Origin of the sequence: Micromonospora sp. SH-82 (assembly GCF_051132485.1) — a bacterium.
Classification (GTDB): Bacteria; Actinomycetota; Actinomycetes; order Mycobacteriales; family Micromonosporaceae; genus Micromonospora.
The window spans coordinates 3,398,347-3,413,536 of record NZ_CP148049.1 but is presented as its reverse complement, the minus strand read 5'-3'; the positions used below and the strand labels follow the sequence as shown (position 1 = coordinate 3,413,536).

Sequence of the window (15,190 nt, the reverse complement as noted above, 5' to 3'; positions counted from 1 at the left end):
CTGGTGAGTCTCGGTGCGGTGGCGCGGGTGGGCCGGCCTGTCGGTGGGCGGCGCTATCCTGCCGGCATGGCGGCCCCCGAACTGGAAGAGCTGATCGTCGCGGACGCGGGAACGCTCCGCACCTGGCTGTCAGCCCATCACGCGTCCTCCCCCGGCGTCTGGCTCGCCCTGACCAGGAAGGGCGGCACCGTCACCACACTGACCTGGCAACAGGCGGTCGACGAGGGCCTCTGCTTCGGGTGGATCGACGGGCAGGCCCGTAAACGGGATCACGAGACCTCCTGGATCCGGTTCACCCCCCGCCGGGCCCGCAGCTCCTGGTCCCAGCGCAACGTCGGGCACGTGGCCCGGCTGGAGGCGGCGGGACTGATGCAGCCCTCCGGCCGCGCCGCGGTGGAGGCCGCCAAGGCCGACGGGCGGTGGGCGGCCGCCTACGCGCCGCCGTCGGAGGCCGAGCCACCGGCCGACCTCCTCGCCGCCGTCGCCGCCGACCCCGCCGCCCAGGCGATGTTCGACGTCCTGACCAAGGCCAACCGGTTCGCCCTCATCCACCGCCTCAACGCCGTCAAGCGGGCGGAGACCCGCGAGCGGAAGATCCGCGAGTTCGTCGCCATGCTGGCCCGCCACGAGACGTTCCACCCGCAGAAGGCCACGCCGTAGGGCGGTACGAAGACCATGGAAGATGCACCGGCCCAGCGAGCGGCCCGACTCCTGCGGACCGCCCACCGGATGGTCGTCTTCACCGGAGCCGGGATGTCGGCCGAGAGCGGCGTACCCACCTTCCGGGACGACCTGACCGGCCTGTGGGCGCGCTACGACGCCGCGCAGCTCGCCACCCCGCAGGCCTTCCAGGCCGACCCGGACCTGGTGTGGGGCTGGTACGAATGGCGGCGCACCAGGGTCAGCCGGGCCGTACCCAATCCGGGACATCTCGCCGTCACCACCATGGCGGCCCGGATCCCGGACACCACGGTCGTCACCCAGAACGTCGACGACCTGCACGAGCGAGCCGGCACCCCGGCCCCGATCCACCTGCACGGCAGCCTGTTCACCCCACGCTGCACGGCGGTGGACGGCCACCCGGCACCACTTCCGCCCGACACCGAAGCGCCCCCCGAGGGCAGCCGGATCCCGCCCCCGCGCTGCGCCACCTGCGGCCACCCGGTACGCCCGGGGGTGGTGTGGTTCGGCGAGCCCCTGCCGGAGGCGGAGTTCGCTGCTGCCGTCGACGCCGCCGCCACCTGCGACCTGCTCCTGGCCGTCGGCACCTCCGGCGTCGTCCACCCCGCCGCCGAGATCCCCCGGGTCGCCGCACGTTCCGGCGCCACAGTGATCCAGGTCAACCCGCAACCCACCCCACTCGACCCCGTCGCCACAGTCACCCTGCGCGGCACCGCCGCACAGACCCTCCACGGCCTCGTCTCGGCCGCCTGGCCGCACTGACGGGACCGCCGGACGCACCCTCGGCCGACGGACGAACCGACCGGTCCGGATGGTCGGTGCCGTCCCGGACGAGGGCCGGCGGATCGGTCGGGCCGGCTACCTCCTGGGCTCGTACCGCATCACCATGGCGCCGGAGCCCAACTCCGAGCGACTCACGAGCTTCAGGTCGACGGGTCGGGACAGCCCGGCGAACACAGTCGGTCCGTGTCCGGCGACGGCGGGGTGCACCATGAACTCGTACTCGTCGATCAGACCCAGCTCGGTCAGGGCCGCTGCGAGCTGAACCCCGCCGACGAGGATCCCCCGGTCGGAGTTCTGCTTGAGCTGCACGACGGCTCGGGCCAGATCGCCGCGTACGAGTTCGGCGTTCCAGTCGACGTGCTCCAGGGTCCTCGACACGACGTACTTCTTCGCCGCGTCGATGGTCCGGGCGAACGGTCTCGTCCAGTCGGGGCCGGAGTCCGTCGGGACGGGCGGTCGCCACGCCGCCTCCATCATCTCGTACGTCACCCGGCCGAACAGGAGCGCGTCGGCCCGCTCGAGGTTCCCGACGTGGTGGCGGTGCATCTCCTCGTCGGGAACTATCGCCCGGTGGTCGCAGCACCCGTCCAACGTGACGTTGACGGCGTATCGAAGTGGCCCCATGCCGACACCGTATCGCCCCGGGCGACGAGTCGTCGGGCTCCTCGGCTCGCCCCGCACGTCCTCCCCGGGAAGCCAGGCCGACATCCTCACTAGACACTGAGTGTATAGCTCGTGTGTATAGTGGCTGACGTGCCGGTGACGACACCACCGGCGGCGACAGAGGACAGTGACGCGAGACGGAAGGCCGTGACGTGAGACGACAATCCCTGACCGGCGTGGCGATCGCCGCGCTGACCGCAGTGGCACTCGGCGTCCCACCCGCCCACGCGAGTCCGCAGACCGGGCCGGGCGACGCCGGCACCGGCATCGACTGGCAGCCGTGCCCCGACGAACCGGCGGCGCAGTGCGGCACCGTGACGGTGCCCGTCGACTGGGCCGACCCGACCGGGGAGACGATCGAGATCGCGCTCGCCCGCCGTACGGCCACCGCACCGGCCGAGCGGGTGGGCACCATCCTCACCAATCCGGGCGGCCCGGGGGCGTCGGGGGTGGCCGACGTCAAGGCGGGGGGCATCGGCGGCAGCTTCGACGACGACGTACGCCGCCGGTTCGACGTGGTGGGCTTCGATCCCCGGGGCGTGGGCGATAGCCACCCGATCCGGTGCCGGATGTCGACCGGGCCGGATCCGGAACTCTTCCCCACCACCGCCGAACACTTCGACGACCTGCGCGAGTGGACCCGGGCGTACGGCGAGAGCTGCCGCGAACTCAGTGGTCCGCACGTCGACTTCCTGGACAGCAGGAGCGTCGCCCGGGACATGGACGCCATCCGGGCCGCACTCGGCGACGAGAAGCTGACCTTCTACGGCAACTCGTACGCCACCCTGACGGGACAGCAGTACGCCCGCCTCTTCCCCGACCGGGTCCGGGCCATGGTGCTCGACAGCACGATGGACCACAGCCAGGCCACCACCTGGGACTTCCTGCGCAGCGAGACCAAGGCGACGCAGGACGGCTTCGACCAGTACGTGAAGTGGTGCAAGCGCTCGACCGACTGCGCCCTACACGGCCAGGACGCCCGCAAGGTCTTCACCGACCTCTACGCCCGGGCCGAGCGCGGTGAGCTGGTCGACCCGAGAACGTCACAGCACATGAGCCCGACCGACCTGCTGAGCGACACCCAGTGGACCTTCCTCGGGCCGTACTGGGAGCAGCTGTCGCAGCGGCAGGCGGAGCTGGCAGGAAGCGAGCCCGAGCCCGCCGACGGCGTACGCACCACCGTCCAGACGTCGGGAGAGCCGGTCGAGGATCCGAGCTCGGCCATCTTCTGCCAGGACTGGCGACTGCCGCTGCGCGACGTCGAGCAGGTCGAGTCGTACCGGAAGCGGCTGGCCGCCGTGGCACCGCAGATGCGGGTCAACCTCCAGGCGTGGGGTTCGACCCTGCTCTGCCTGGACTGGCCCACCCCGGTCCGCAACCCGCAGGAACCCCTGCGGTGGGACGGTGTCCCCCCGGTGTTGCTCCTCAACAGCCGGTACGACCCGGTCACGCCGCACGAGTGGGCCCGCAACGTGGCACGCCAGTCCGGTGCGGTCCTGTTGACCTACGAGGGGTCGGGGCACGCCGTCTACTCCCTCGGCAGCAGCTGCGTCAGCGCCGCGACCACGCGGTACCTGATCGACGTCGTGACGCCTCCGCGCGACACCCGGTGCCCGGCGGTGCCGCAGTGACCCGGTGACCGACGACGAGACGTCGGGGGCCGACGCGGACCGGATTCCCGGTCCGTTTCGGCCCCCGACACGTTCCCGTTCACAACCTTTCCGACTGCCTCCACGCCGACCGACCTCCACCCGGGTTGACCAGGGATTCCACTGCAGAGAGAACCCGTCATGACATTGACAGCCTTCGACGTTCGGATTACATTGTGAACGATAACAGGACATCGTTTGCCCCCTCCGGAGGATCGCGACAGTGATGAGAACTCCCCCGAGAAGCCGCAGAGTCCACGCCGCCTGGGTGGCGGCCGGCACCGTGCTCCTGGCCTCGACGGCGACCGCCGCAGCCCTACCGGCCACCGCAGCAGCCGCCGGATGCTCGGTGAACTACGCGGTGTCGTCGCAGTGGCAGGGTGGCTTCAACGCCGACGTCACCGTCACCAACCTCGGCGACCCGATCACCAGCTGGGCCCTGACCTGGTCCTACGGTGCCGGCCAGCGCGTCACCGACGCCTGGAACGCGACAGTGAGCCAGAGCGGTGCCGCCGTCACCGCCCGCAACGTCAGCTACAACGGCAACGTCGCCACCAACGGCACCGCCTCCTTCGGCTTCAACGGCTCCTGGAGCGGCAGCAACCCCGTCCCCACCGGGTTCGCGCTCAACGGGGTCACCTGCACCGGCGGCACCACCCCCACCAACCCGCCGACCACCCCGCCCACCACCTCCCCGACCACCCCGCCCCCCACCGCGTCGGCGGACATCACCGTCAACAGCGCCACCAGGTACCAGACAGTCGACGGATTCGGGGCCGCACAGTCGATCTGGGGCAGCGCCTGGTCGACGGCGGAGACCCAGACCCTGGTCGGCCTCGGTGCCAACCAGCTGGGGCTGTCGATCGTGCGGACCGGCGTCTCACCGGTCTCCGGTGAGTGGCCGACCCACGTCAACGCCCTGAAGACGGCGAAGTCGTACGGGTCGGGGGTGAAGATCCTCGCCTCCCCCTGGACCGCCCCGGCGGCGTGGAAGACGAACAACAGCCGGATCAACGGCGGCAAGCTGCGGACCGACTACTACGACGACTACGCCAACCACCTCAACAGCTACGTGCAGTACATGCGCAACCAGGGGGTGACCGTCGACGTCACGTCGGTGCAGAACGAGCCGGACTGGCACCCGGACTACGACTCGATGGACTGGAGCGGCACCGAGCTGCGCAACTTCGTCCGGGACCACGGTTCCCGGGTGCAGAACACGAAACTGATGGTCGCCGAGGCGGTGAACCTGAACTACACGTACACCGACCCCACCCTCAACGACGCCACGGCCCGCAACAACATCGGCTACATCGGCGGCCACCTGTACGGCACCGAGGCCTCCGGCCGACTACGCTCCTACCCTCTCGCCGACCAGCACGACAAGCCCGTCTGGATGACCGAGTGGAACCTGCACGCCGCCGACGGCAACGGCTCCAACATCTGGGGCAACCCCGGTAACCAGACGGTCTGGAACGAGACCCTGGACGACATCATGCGTACCGTGCACCGGTCGATGGAGGCGAACTGGACCGCCTACGTCTGGTGGTACGGCAAGCGCTACTACTCCTTCATCGGCGACGGGGAGGCGGCCTTCGGCACCACCGCCGGCGCGCCACTCAAGCGCGGGTACGCCTTCTCGCAGTACTCCAAGTACGTCCGCCCCGGGTACCAGCGGGTCGCCCTGACCAAGAGCACCAAGGCCAATCCCCTGGAGGTGACCGCCTACACCGGCGGCGGGAAGACCACCCTGGTGATCCTCAACCGGTCGACCGGTGCGGTCGACGACGCCGTGGTGCAGGTACCGCAGAACATCACCCGGGCCGAGCACTACCTCACCTCGGTGAGCGCCAACGCGGCCGGCCAACCGGTCGCCGTGAACGGCGGGCAGGTCACCGTCGACGTCGGTGCCCGCAGCATCTCCACCGTCGTGCTCACCCACTGACCCGGAATCGTCACCGGACCCTCCTCCCGCGCCGCCGGGGAATCCCCGCCGTACGGGGGCCCCGGTCACCGTCACTGCCGTCGAGAGTCGAGCACGGCGACCCGGCGTCGCCCCGCCGTTCGGCGGTAGCTGGCGTCGAGAAGCTCCTCGACCTCGTCCCAGTCGGTGTCCGGGGTCAGGTCCACCCCGATCCACCCGGCAGGACCCAGGTAGGCCGGGACGAAGCAGCGGTCCTCGTCCAGCAGTCCCGCACGCTCGTCGGGTTCGAGCAGGACGAGGACCGCCTGTTCGTGCTGCCGATGACTGCCGTCGACCTTCACCGAACCGCCGTAGTAGGCGAAGACCTTCGTGGTGAAGAAGGCGGGACGACCGTGGGAGACCTTCTCGGCCGCGTCGGGGAGGGCCAGGGCGAGCGCCCGCACCCGGTGCAGGAGCGGGTCCGCCTCGTCGAACATGATGGGATGCGACATATCGGAGGGTAACCACACGGCGGGCAGCCGTGGTGCCCCGACCCGACAGCCACCCCGCTCCTCGGTGGATCGGCACGGGAGCCGTGGAGCGGGCGTACTCCTCACCGGGCTTTGGGATTTTGGGTGTTTTGTCGGTTTCGAGGACCTAAGGTCTTCCTTGCGTGACAGCTTCCGCCACCTCCCCTCCGGTCCGATCGACGGTCCCCGACGGCACCAGCCGGTCAGATCACCGCTGTGCTCCTGTCACCACCCAGGACAGCCATCCGCGCCGCACCGAGGAGAACACGTTGATCAGAGGAACCAGGACGACCACGGGAACACCCGCCGGTCGAGGAGCCAGCCGCAAGCTCAAGGCCGTCCTGGCCGGGGGGATCGCCCTCGGCCTCGGGGCCACCATCACCCTCGCGGCCTGGAACGACTCGGAGTACGTCCGGGGCACCTTCACCGCCGGCAGCTTCGGCATCGAGGGCAGCACGGACGGCACCACCTACGCCGAACACCCCACCCCCGCTGCTGCGGCGGCACTCACGTTCAGCACCGGCTTCGACGACATCAGCCCCGGTGACGTGGTCGCGGCGCCCTTCGCCGTCCGGCTCACCGCCGCCACCACCTACGACGCGACAGTCACGGTGGCCTCGGCCAGTCCCGCCCCGCCCGCCTTCGCGGGCCTCACCTACGGGATCGCGACGGTCCCGACCTTCGCCGACTGCGACGCGGCACCCACCACCCCGACCTGGGTCGTCCCGCAGGGCACCCCCCTCGACTCGGTGGCCGCCGCGGTGCCGTTCAACCTGACACAGGGCACCCCGCCCACCACCCCGGGCGCACCGGAGTTCCTCTGCTTCGTCGTCACCGCCGACGCCGGTCTGGTGCAGGGCACGTCGGTGACGCAGACCTGGCAGATCCTGGCGGAGTCCGTGTAGGTGGCAGCCGTGGTCAAACGTCAGAGGACGACCGGAACACCACGGCTGCGTCGAACCCGTGCCGTACTCGCCAGCGCCCTCGGCCTCATCCTGGGGGTGCCGTCCACCCTCGCCACGTGGACCGACAGCGAGTACGGCACCGGGTCGTTCGCGGCCAGTGTCTTCGGCACCGAATCACAGACCGCATCGAGTACGTGGGCGAGTCACACTCCGGTGGTGAACGCCGCGATCCTGGCCTTCAACGCCACCGCGATGTCCCCCGCCATCTCGTTCTACGCCTGGATCAACATCCGGACGACGACGATGACCAACGTCGGCGGCACCGTCGCCCTGACCAGCTCGTCGAACAACGGCGGCACCCTCCTGCCCGCCCTCGAGTACCGCGCGGTACGGACCGCCAGCAGCAGCTCCACCTGTGCCGCCGCAGCCTTCAGCGGTTCGCCGACCTGGATCGTCGGCCCCAGCTACTCGGGCGTCACATCGGTGCCCGCCTCCCCGATCTACTCCCCCATCACCGTCCCGGGGGGCGCGACCCCCCAGTTGCGGTTCTGCTTCGAGGTCCGGATCCAGTCCGGCGCCAGCAACCTGTACCAGGGGACGACCGGCTCCGTCACCTGGGGTTTCACAGCCTCGTCTACGTAAGGAACTTCGAATGGTGCGAGTGCGTCGATGGCAGGATGTGCTGACCCGGGTCGGTGACCTGGCGCTGACCCTGCTCGCCCTCGCCGGGACGGTGTGCGTCGTCCTCGTCCCCCTGGCATTCTTCTTCGACATCTCGCTCATCCTGTTCAAGACCGGATCGATGAGCCCGACCATCCCCGCCGGATCACTGGCGGTGGTGCGGGAGATCCCCGCGTCGAAGGTCGAGGTGGGAGACGTGGTCACCGTCGACCGCACCCCGCTGCCACCGATCACCCACCGGGTCGTCGCCGTCGCCGACGGCGGCGGGCCGGTCCGCCTGCTCACCATGCGCGGGGACGCGAACACCGCCAACGACGCCGCACCGCACTCGGTGACCCACGTCCGGCTCGTCGAGTGGTCGGTGCCCAGACTCGGGTACGGAGTACACGCCCTGTCGAACGTGTACGCCGCGAGCGCCATCACGATCGGCATCGCCGCGATCGTCACCTGGGCGTTCTGGCCCCGCCCCACCGACCCGCAGACGCCGCGAGATACCACGTGGCGACGTACCCCGTCACATCCCCGACGGCCGGGCCGGTCGGAGTCGACCGAGCCGGAGACGGACCCCGGTGCCGACACCCCGACGGGCGGCACAGCTGCAACCGGTGACCCGACCCTGCGCCGCATGCTGCTCGTGGTGGCGTTGCTCCCCGGTGTCGCCGCCGGGATCCTCACCACACCCGACACGGCACGGGCGGACACCACCGAGGAGGTGGTCCGCAGCCACGCCCTCACCCTGGTCTCGATCGGCGACCGGGACCGCATGACGAACATGGCGCCCGACGAGCCCGTGCCCTGGCAGGTGGGTGTCTCGGCGCACGCCGAGGAGCCCGGCACCGTGACCGTCACGCTGTCGGCGCTGGGTCCGCTCACAGTGGAACCTGACGGACTCCGGGTCGGAGCCGCCGTCTGCACCGAACGGTGGGTGGCGGACACCTGCCCCACCGGTCCGAGGCAGGTCCTCCCGAACGGTCCCGCCGCCAGACTGACCGGGCAGCCGGTCACCGTCGCCTCGATGCGCTCCGACGAGCAGCGGTGGGTCCTGGTGACCGCCGTCCTGCCGCCTGGATCCACCGCCTCGGGGTGGGCGGACCTCGTCGTCACCGCGACCGGACTCGGCGACCGGGCCTCGGCGGGCGGCAAGGTCGGGCCGCTTCCGCGCACCGGCGTCGACCTGCGGACACCGGTGCTCACCGGTGCCGGTGCGCTCCTCGCCGGGCTGCTGCTCATCCGCGCCACCCGCAAGCACCGGATCCGGGTGGGGCAGCAGTGAGACGCCCACGGACCCCCGGCCCTGCCGACGTCGCCGTCGTACCGGCCCGGCGGATCCGACAGGACGATCCCGAGCCCCGGAGGCGAACCCACCGCCGGCGGTGGATCGCGGGTGCCGCCGCCCTGGTGCTCGCCGCCACCGCCGTCGTCGTCGCACCACCACAGGCGACGCTGGCCACGTGGAGCGACACCGAACACGGCAGGGGTTCCCTGCAGGCCGGCACCGTCAACCCACCGACGAACCTGCGGTGCACCGCAGGCCTGGCCACCCCACCGACGTTCACCTGGGACCTGCCCGTCGGCGGACTGACCCGCAGCGGCTTCACGTGGTCCCTGTCGGGCGGCTTCACCGGAGGCGGCACCCTCGGCCCCGCCGTCACCACCGTCACCATCCCCGGCGGGCTGCTGAGCATCGGCACCGGCACCTTCAACCTGTGGGCGAACGGCCCCGGCGGGTGGACCTCGACGCCGACCACCGGCACCGTCAGCATGCTGACGGCGCTGCTCTACTCCTGCAGCGTCCCCTGACCCGGCCGCCGGTTGCCCCGGTACGCCACCTGTCGACGAGGTAGGACACGGTGAGGTAGCGCCCCTTCTGGATGATCAGCTTCTCGGTCACATGGTCCCCCAGGTTCCGATCGACCCCGTCGGGGCCGCTGGGGTCGTTCCCGTCACCGATCCGGCGCACCAACAGCAGTTGGTGTTCCTTCAGCGGGTCCCATCTGTTGACGGGTTGACTCCGTAGCGACCCAGATGTCGATCATCGCACCGGTCGATCGGTCGTGACCATCCGGTTCTCGGGGTACGCGCGGCCGCGACGGGCTCGTCGGGGCACGTCGCCACGTCCCTCCGGCACAACAGTCGAAACCCAGACCGGTCGCTCCAACCGCTCAGAATCCACCGAAACGGCGAAATGACATTACCGTCGAAGTCAGGTCCACCCGTCCACGACCGCCGACGCGCGTGAGGCATTGACATTGATCGCACCGCCCGGCAGGCTTTGCGAAACCGCCCGGGACAGGTCGTGAACCGGGTTTCTTCCAGATTTATCCGAGTAGCGTCGATCTATGCACCCTCTCAGCGATGCGGGGCGTGCGTACGCCCCTGAGCAGCGCCTGGACGTCGGCGGCCCCTGTCGGCCCGTCGGCAGATCCGGCCTGTCTGGGGGCGGAGTGCTGCCGTTCGTTCGCCGCCGTCTCGACCGGATTCCGAAGGCAGGAGGTGTCGCTTTCATGGCTGCTGTGATGCGACCGGAGCCAGTTCTCGATTCGAACTGTTCGCATTGTTTGGATGGATGGGAGATGTGATGCGTGTCGCTCTTCTCACCACGACTCAACACGGTCACCTGAACCCGTACGTTCCGGTGGTCAACGCACTTCGAACTGCCGGCAACGAGGTCGACCTGCTGCTGTTGTCCGCCGACGGGGGCACCCTCGACGAGCAGCGCCGCCAGGCCCTGGGCGACGTCCAGGTCCACTCGGTCGGACAGGTGGAGATGGCACCGTGGAGTGGCGACCCGGCGAAGATCGGCCCGATGCTCCAGTCGTCGCCGGTGGCGGACCAGACGGCCGACGTGCTCCGGGCCACCGCTCCCGACTTCGTCCTCGTCGACTCGCTGCCGGTCACGGCGGCGGCCATGGTCGGGGCGGAGGCGTCCGGCGTGCCGTACGGGATGGTCTGGGCCAACCTGGGCGGGGTCTGCCCGAGGGAGCACCGCCGAGGCCGCTGGGCGTACGACGAGCAGGTCGGCGACTATCTGACCCGGCACGGGGTGCGGTGGTCGACGCGGACCCACTCGGCGCGGTCGCGGCTGCTCAACGTGATGCCGACGATTCCCGCGCTGGTCGGGGAGGACGCGGTCACCGACGACGGGGTGCAGCTGGTCGGGTTGCCGGGTGCGGCGGGGCCCCGTGGTGACGAGGTCGTCTTCTCGGACCTGGATCGCCTCGACCCCGACCGCCCGGTGGTGTACGTCTCCTTCGGCACGATCTTCTACCGGCGGCCGGACCTGCTGCGCACGACGATCATCGGGGCGGCGGCGACCGGGGCGCAGGTGGTCGCCGCGGTGGGCGACCTCGCCGAGGAACTGGCGCTACCCGACGACGTGTTCACCGCCCCCTATCTGCCACAACGTAAGGTCCTCGAACGCGCCGACGTCTTCGTCACCCACGGCGGATACAACTCCGTCGCCGAGTCGATCCGGGCGGCGACGCCGATGCTGGTGGTCCCGCTGGCGGTGGACCAGCCGATCCAGGCGTACTTCGTGGGTCGGGCGGGCTTCGGGACGGCGATGGAACCGGCCGCCGTCACCGAGCGGTCGGTCGCCGACGCCGTCACCGATCTGCTCGACCCGGCCCGGGACTACCGGTCCCGGTTGGGCAAGGCGCAACCGGAGTGCGGCGATTCGGCGGTACGCACTGCCGAGCTGGTCACCGCCACCGTCCAGACGCTTCAGCGCGAGGGGGATAGGTGACGATCGAGGTGCAACGGCCGGGAGACGATCGAATCGTGGTCGACGACCTGGAACGTCTCTCGTTCCGGGTGGATCGCCGCGCCTACACCGACGACGACGTCGCCGCGCAGGAGATGGCCAGGATCTTCGATCGATGCTGGTTGTACGTCGGTCACGAGTCGGAGGTGCCCGGACCGGGCTCCTTCGTGTCGCGCGACGTGGGCGGACGACCGGTGGTCATGACACGTGGATCCGACGGGGTGATCCGGGTGTTCGCCAACAGCTGCACCCACCGTGGGGCGCTGATCTGCTCGCAGCCGGCCGGTCAGGTCAGGTCGTTCCGGTGCCCGTACCACGACTGGACCTTCTCCAACCAGGGTGACCTGGTGGGGGTCCCGATCCCGGACGGGTACGGGCCGGGCTTCCGGAAGGCGGACTACGGGCTGGCGCGGCACCGCAGTGACACCTACCGCGGGTTCGTCTTCGTCACCTTCGACCCGCAGCAGCCGCGCACCCTGACCGAGTATCTGGCGGGTGCGACGGAGTACCTCGATCTCGTCGACGACCAGTCCGAGGTCGGGATGGAGGTGATCCAGGGCGCGCAACTGCACGGGGCGCGGGCCAACTGGAAGCTGATGATGGAGAACAGCGTCGACATCTACCACTTCCGGGCACTGCACAAGCGCTACGTCTCCTACATGGAGTCGCTCGGGTCGGTGCCGCCACGACGGCGGGGCGGGTTCGGTCGCGCCCTCGGACTCGGTCACGGCGCCAACGAGTTGCCACCGGCGGCGGCCCGCCCGCTCGCCTACTGGACGCCGATGTTCGGCCCCGAGGTCCGCCCCCGGATCGAGGCGACGGCCGCCCGGTTCGTCGACCGGTTCGGCGCAAAGCGCGCCCAGCGGATCACCGGCACGAACCGGGCTCTGCTGATCTTCCCCAACCTGATGATCATCGACGCGATCGCGATCACCATTCGCAAGATCGACCCGGTCGGCGCGGACCGGATGGCCATCACCTCGGTCGCTCTGGCTCCCAAGGACGAGGACCCGGACATCCGGGAACTCCGCAAGAGCCACTACCTGACCTTCCTCGGCCCCGCCGGATTCGCCACCCCCGACGACATCGAGATCATCGAGTCGTGCCAGCGGGGCTACCTCAACCGCACGGTCCGCTACTCGGACCTGTCCCGGGGGATGAACAAGGAGGTCCCCGAGACGACCGACGAGCTTCCCGCCCGCGAGTTCTGGCGGCAGTGGGACCGGCTGATGCACGGTGACGACGGGCACCACGAGGTCGCGCACCGGGCCGAGATGCAGGGGGCGCAACCGCGATGAGCACCGAACCGACCGTCGACGAGACGGCCCGGGTGCGGCTGTGGCACCGGGTGAGCCGGTTCCTGTTCCGGGAGGCGCGGCTGCTCGACGAGTGGCGTCTGGTCGAGTGGTACGACGAGATGCTGACCGACGACATCCGCTACACGATCCCGGCCACCGACGTCCGCGCCGAGACCGTCGGTGCGCTCGGGCTCGTCGACGACGACGCCGCCCGACTGCGCCAACGGATCGAACAGCTCCTCAACGACGAGGTGTGGTGCGAGAACCCCCGGTCGCGCACCAATCGTCTGATCAGCAACGTGGAGATCCTGACCGACCGGGGCACCCACCTCGACGTGGTGGCGAACGCCGTCGTCCACCGGTTCGGGCACGGACGCTCCGACGCCTACGTCGGGAAGTACCGGTTCGAGCTCGTCGTCGAGGACGAGTCGTTCCGGATCCGCAGACGGGTGGTGGTCCTCGACCACGAGACGCTCTACGAGCACGGCAAGCTCAGCATCATCCTCTGACCCGACGGTGACGGCGGCCCGGCCGCGGCCCGGCCGCGACGGCCGGCGTCGGCCGCTGGTCGCCGCCTTCGTGACGTCGTGGACGTCGACACCTGTCCGACCACCTTCGAAGGAGTTGATCGATGAACCAACCGGCTGTCCGACACGAGCGGGGCAAGGCCGTGTTCCAGCAGGTCTTCGGCCGCGAACCGCGCCCGGGTTCCTACCCGGACTTCCTGGAGATCACCGTCGACCACCTGTTCGGTGAGATCTGGACCCGCCCGCACCTCAGCGTCGAGGAGCGCGAACTGGTCGCGTTGACGGCCGTCACGTTGGCGCGCACCGACTGGGAGTTGCGCGGCCACATCGGTGCGGCCCTGCACCTCGGGATGTCCCGGGAGAAGATCGTCGAGATCATCATCCAGCTCGCCTACTACGGCGGGTGGCCGGTCGCCAACAACGGGCTGCGCGTCGCCCAGGAGGTCTTCGCCGAACTCGACGCCGCACCCGGTGAGGAGACCGACGGTGACCGGTGAGCCACCCGGACCGGTTCCGGACTCCGGGCCGACCGGCTCGGCCATCGACCCGGCCGAGAAGGTCGACCTGTGGCGTCAGCGGTTCTTCGAGGCCCAGGCCGCCGCGGAGGAGTTCATCCTCGGCGAGCACGGCGAGGAGGGCCTCGCGTCGTGGATCCAGGCGAACTCCCGGATCACCGCGGAGCTGCTGGCGGCGCAACGGCCCGCCGGGCTCTCCGCCACCGACCACTTCATGACCCGGCTCCAGCGTCAGCTGCTGCTGTACGACTCGGCGGTGACCAGTGAGCCCCAGCCCTCGGGAACCGTCCTGCGCAACGCCGACTGCGGGATCCTGCGTTACCGCAGGCAGGCCGCCCGCGACGGCGTCGTCCTGACCTTCTCCTCACCGTGCCAGTACTGCCAGGACCTCAACACCGCCATCGCCGGACGCTACGTGGAGTCGGACGTCACCGTCTCGTGCGAGCAGGCGGGCGACGGGTGCACCTGGCGCGCGGAGTCGCCTCAGGCTCCGGTGGCGGACACGGCCGGATCACCGCACCGGGGACGAGCCGGCGACTGAACCACAGGCAGCGCGGTGCGGCCGGCGGCCGGCGACTGAACCACGGGCGGTACGGCGCTGTCGGCGGCCGGCGACCGGCTGACGTCGAGCGTCATGCCGAGTTGCCGGCCCACCGCCGTACACAGGTCGACCGCTGCGGTACGGGTCAGGTCCGGGTGGCCGCTCTGGGTGACGCACGCCGACGCGACGTTCTTGTTCTTGAGGCGCAGATACCACGGGAACAGCGACGCCAGCGCCGGCTCGGTCAGCATCGTGCGCGAGTGCACGATCGTCCCCACCAGGAGGTTGCCGAACGGGCGCTGCCGGGCGTTCATGAAGCTCTTCAGGCGTTCCTGGAAGATCTTCAACACCGCCGGTACGTTGCCCGCGTACACCGGCATGGCGAGCAGCATCCCCTGGGCGCCCTCGGCGAGGTCGACGACGCGCTCGAAGTCGTCGTCGAGGGTGCACCGGCCCACCTCGGGATCCAGGCAGGTGTCCTCGCCCTCGCACATCTCGATGCGATGGTCGATCAACCGGATCCGTTGGATCTCCGCGTCCCCGACCTCCCGGACGACACCGGCGACCGCCGCGTCGAGCAGGGCGTCGGTCAACGACGGGAGACGCCTCTGCGTACAGGACATCGCGATGATCTTCACCCGACGGGCCTCCCCCTGGTCCGCTCAGCGCCACCCGAGACCGGCCGCCTGACGAGGTCTCCGCCGGGCGGGAACGATGTCAATCTATCCACAGGGGAGCGTCACCGGAAGGG

Annotated in this window: 16 protein-coding genes; 13 read left to right on the top strand and 3 right to left on the bottom strand. The window is 70.1% G+C overall.

The features are described from left to right. The first annotated feature begins 66 nt into the window (after positions 1 to 66). Positions 67 to 660 carry a YdeI/OmpD-associated family protein gene (locus WHN02_RS15660; RefSeq protein ID WP_434739481.1) on the top strand — a complete coding sequence of 198 codons (594 nt, stop codon included), beginning with the start codon at positions 67 to 69 and terminating at the stop codon, positions 658 to 660. 15 nt (positions 661 to 675) lie between these two features. Beyond that, complete coding sequence (locus WHN02_RS15655) at positions 676 to 1,443, top strand: SIR2 family NAD-dependent protein deacylase (RefSeq protein ID WP_434739480.1); 768 nt, start codon at positions 676 to 678, stop codon at positions 1,441 to 1,443. A 96-nt stretch (positions 1,444 to 1,539) separates the two neighbouring features. On the opposite strand, the gene WHN02_RS15650 is transcribed toward WHN02_RS15655, so the two are convergent. Further along, a complete protein-coding gene (locus WHN02_RS15650) occupies positions 1,540 to 2,088 on the bottom strand; it encodes a dihydrofolate reductase family protein (protein ID WP_434739479.1) in 549 nt (182 codons plus the stop codon). A 191-nt stretch (positions 2,089 to 2,279) separates the two neighbouring features. Here WHN02_RS15650 and WHN02_RS15645 point away from each other — a divergent pair, with 191 nt between their 5' ends. Together WHN02_RS15645 and WHN02_RS15640 are read left to right on the top strand one after the other, a co-directional pair. Beyond that, on the top strand, positions 2,280 to 3,758 hold the full coding sequence (locus WHN02_RS15645) for an alpha/beta hydrolase (RefSeq protein ID WP_434739478.1): 1,479 nt from the start codon (positions 2,280 to 2,282) through the stop codon (positions 3,756 to 3,758). A gap of 244 nt (positions 3,759 to 4,002) precedes the next feature. After that, positions 4,003 to 5,721, top strand: a complete 1,719-nt coding sequence (locus WHN02_RS15640) for a cellulose binding domain-containing protein (protein ID WP_434739477.1) — start codon at positions 4,003 to 4,005, stop codon at positions 5,719 to 5,721. A 71-nt stretch (positions 5,722 to 5,792) separates the two neighbouring features. Here the strand turns inward: WHN02_RS15640 and WHN02_RS15635 are convergent, their stop codons facing one another. Then, positions 5,793 to 6,191, bottom strand: coding sequence for an MmcQ/YjbR family DNA-binding protein (locus WHN02_RS15635; protein WP_434739476.1), 399 nt, complete (start codon positions 6,189 to 6,191; stop codon positions 5,793 to 5,795). 287 nt (positions 6,192 to 6,478) lie between these two features. On the opposite strand from WHN02_RS15635, the gene WHN02_RS15630 reads away from it, so the two are divergent. From WHN02_RS15630 to WHN02_RS15590, 9 genes are all read left to right on the top strand, one after another. Next, positions 6,479 to 7,114: a SipW-dependent-type signal peptide-containing protein gene (locus WHN02_RS15630; RefSeq protein ID WP_434739475.1), complete on the top strand. Its 636-nt coding sequence runs from the start codon at positions 6,479 to 6,481 to the stop codon at positions 7,112 to 7,114. 9 nt (positions 7,115 to 7,123) lie between these two features. Continuing rightward, positions 7,124 to 7,756, top strand: a complete 633-nt coding sequence (locus WHN02_RS15625) for a hypothetical protein (protein ID WP_434739474.1) — start codon at positions 7,124 to 7,126, stop codon at positions 7,754 to 7,756. Between the two features lie 10 nt (positions 7,757 to 7,766). Continuing rightward, positions 7,767 to 9,068, top strand: a complete 1,302-nt coding sequence (locus tag WHN02_RS15620) for a signal peptidase I (RefSeq protein WP_434739473.1) — start codon at positions 7,767 to 7,769, stop codon at positions 9,066 to 9,068. Then, positions 9,065 to 9,595: a hypothetical protein gene (locus WHN02_RS15615; protein ID WP_434739472.1), complete on the top strand. Its 531-nt coding sequence runs from the start codon at positions 9,065 to 9,067 to the stop codon at positions 9,593 to 9,595. Before WHN02_RS15620 ends, WHN02_RS15615 begins: the two co-directional genes overlap by 4 nt. Positions 9,596 to 10,373: 778 nt before the next feature. Beyond that, entirely contained in the window at positions 10,374 to 11,540 is a 1,167-nt protein-coding gene (locus WHN02_RS15610; RefSeq protein WP_434739471.1) for a glycosyltransferase, read from the top strand. After that, positions 11,537 to 12,856 (top strand): aromatic ring-hydroxylating oxygenase subunit alpha, encoded by a 1,320-nt coding sequence (locus WHN02_RS15605; RefSeq protein ID WP_434739470.1) that lies wholly within the window; start codon positions 11,537 to 11,539, stop codon positions 12,854 to 12,856. The genes WHN02_RS15610 and WHN02_RS15605 overlap by 4 nt, the downstream gene beginning before the upstream one ends. After that, positions 12,853 to 13,365: an aromatic-ring-hydroxylating dioxygenase subunit beta gene (locus tag WHN02_RS15600; RefSeq protein ID WP_434739469.1), complete on the top strand. Its 513-nt coding sequence runs from the start codon at positions 12,853 to 12,855 to the stop codon at positions 13,363 to 13,365. The genes WHN02_RS15605 and WHN02_RS15600 overlap by 4 nt, the downstream gene beginning before the upstream one ends. Before the next feature lie 122 nt (positions 13,366 to 13,487). After that, complete coding sequence (locus WHN02_RS15595; protein WP_434739468.1) at positions 13,488 to 13,880, top strand: carboxymuconolactone decarboxylase family protein; 393 nt, start codon at positions 13,488 to 13,490, stop codon at positions 13,878 to 13,880. Further along, entirely contained in the window at positions 13,870 to 14,439 is a 570-nt protein-coding gene (locus tag WHN02_RS15590) for a hypothetical protein (RefSeq protein WP_434739467.1), read from the top strand. Before WHN02_RS15595 ends, WHN02_RS15590 begins: the two co-directional genes overlap by 11 nt. On the opposite strand, the gene WHN02_RS15585 is transcribed toward WHN02_RS15590, so the two are convergent. Next, entirely contained in the window at positions 14,382 to 15,062 is a 681-nt protein-coding gene (locus WHN02_RS15585) for a flavodoxin family protein (RefSeq protein ID WP_434739466.1), read from the bottom strand. The two genes, WHN02_RS15590 and WHN02_RS15585, sit on opposite strands and share 58 nt — an antisense overlap. Between the last annotated feature and the right edge of the window lie 128 nt (positions 15,063 to 15,190).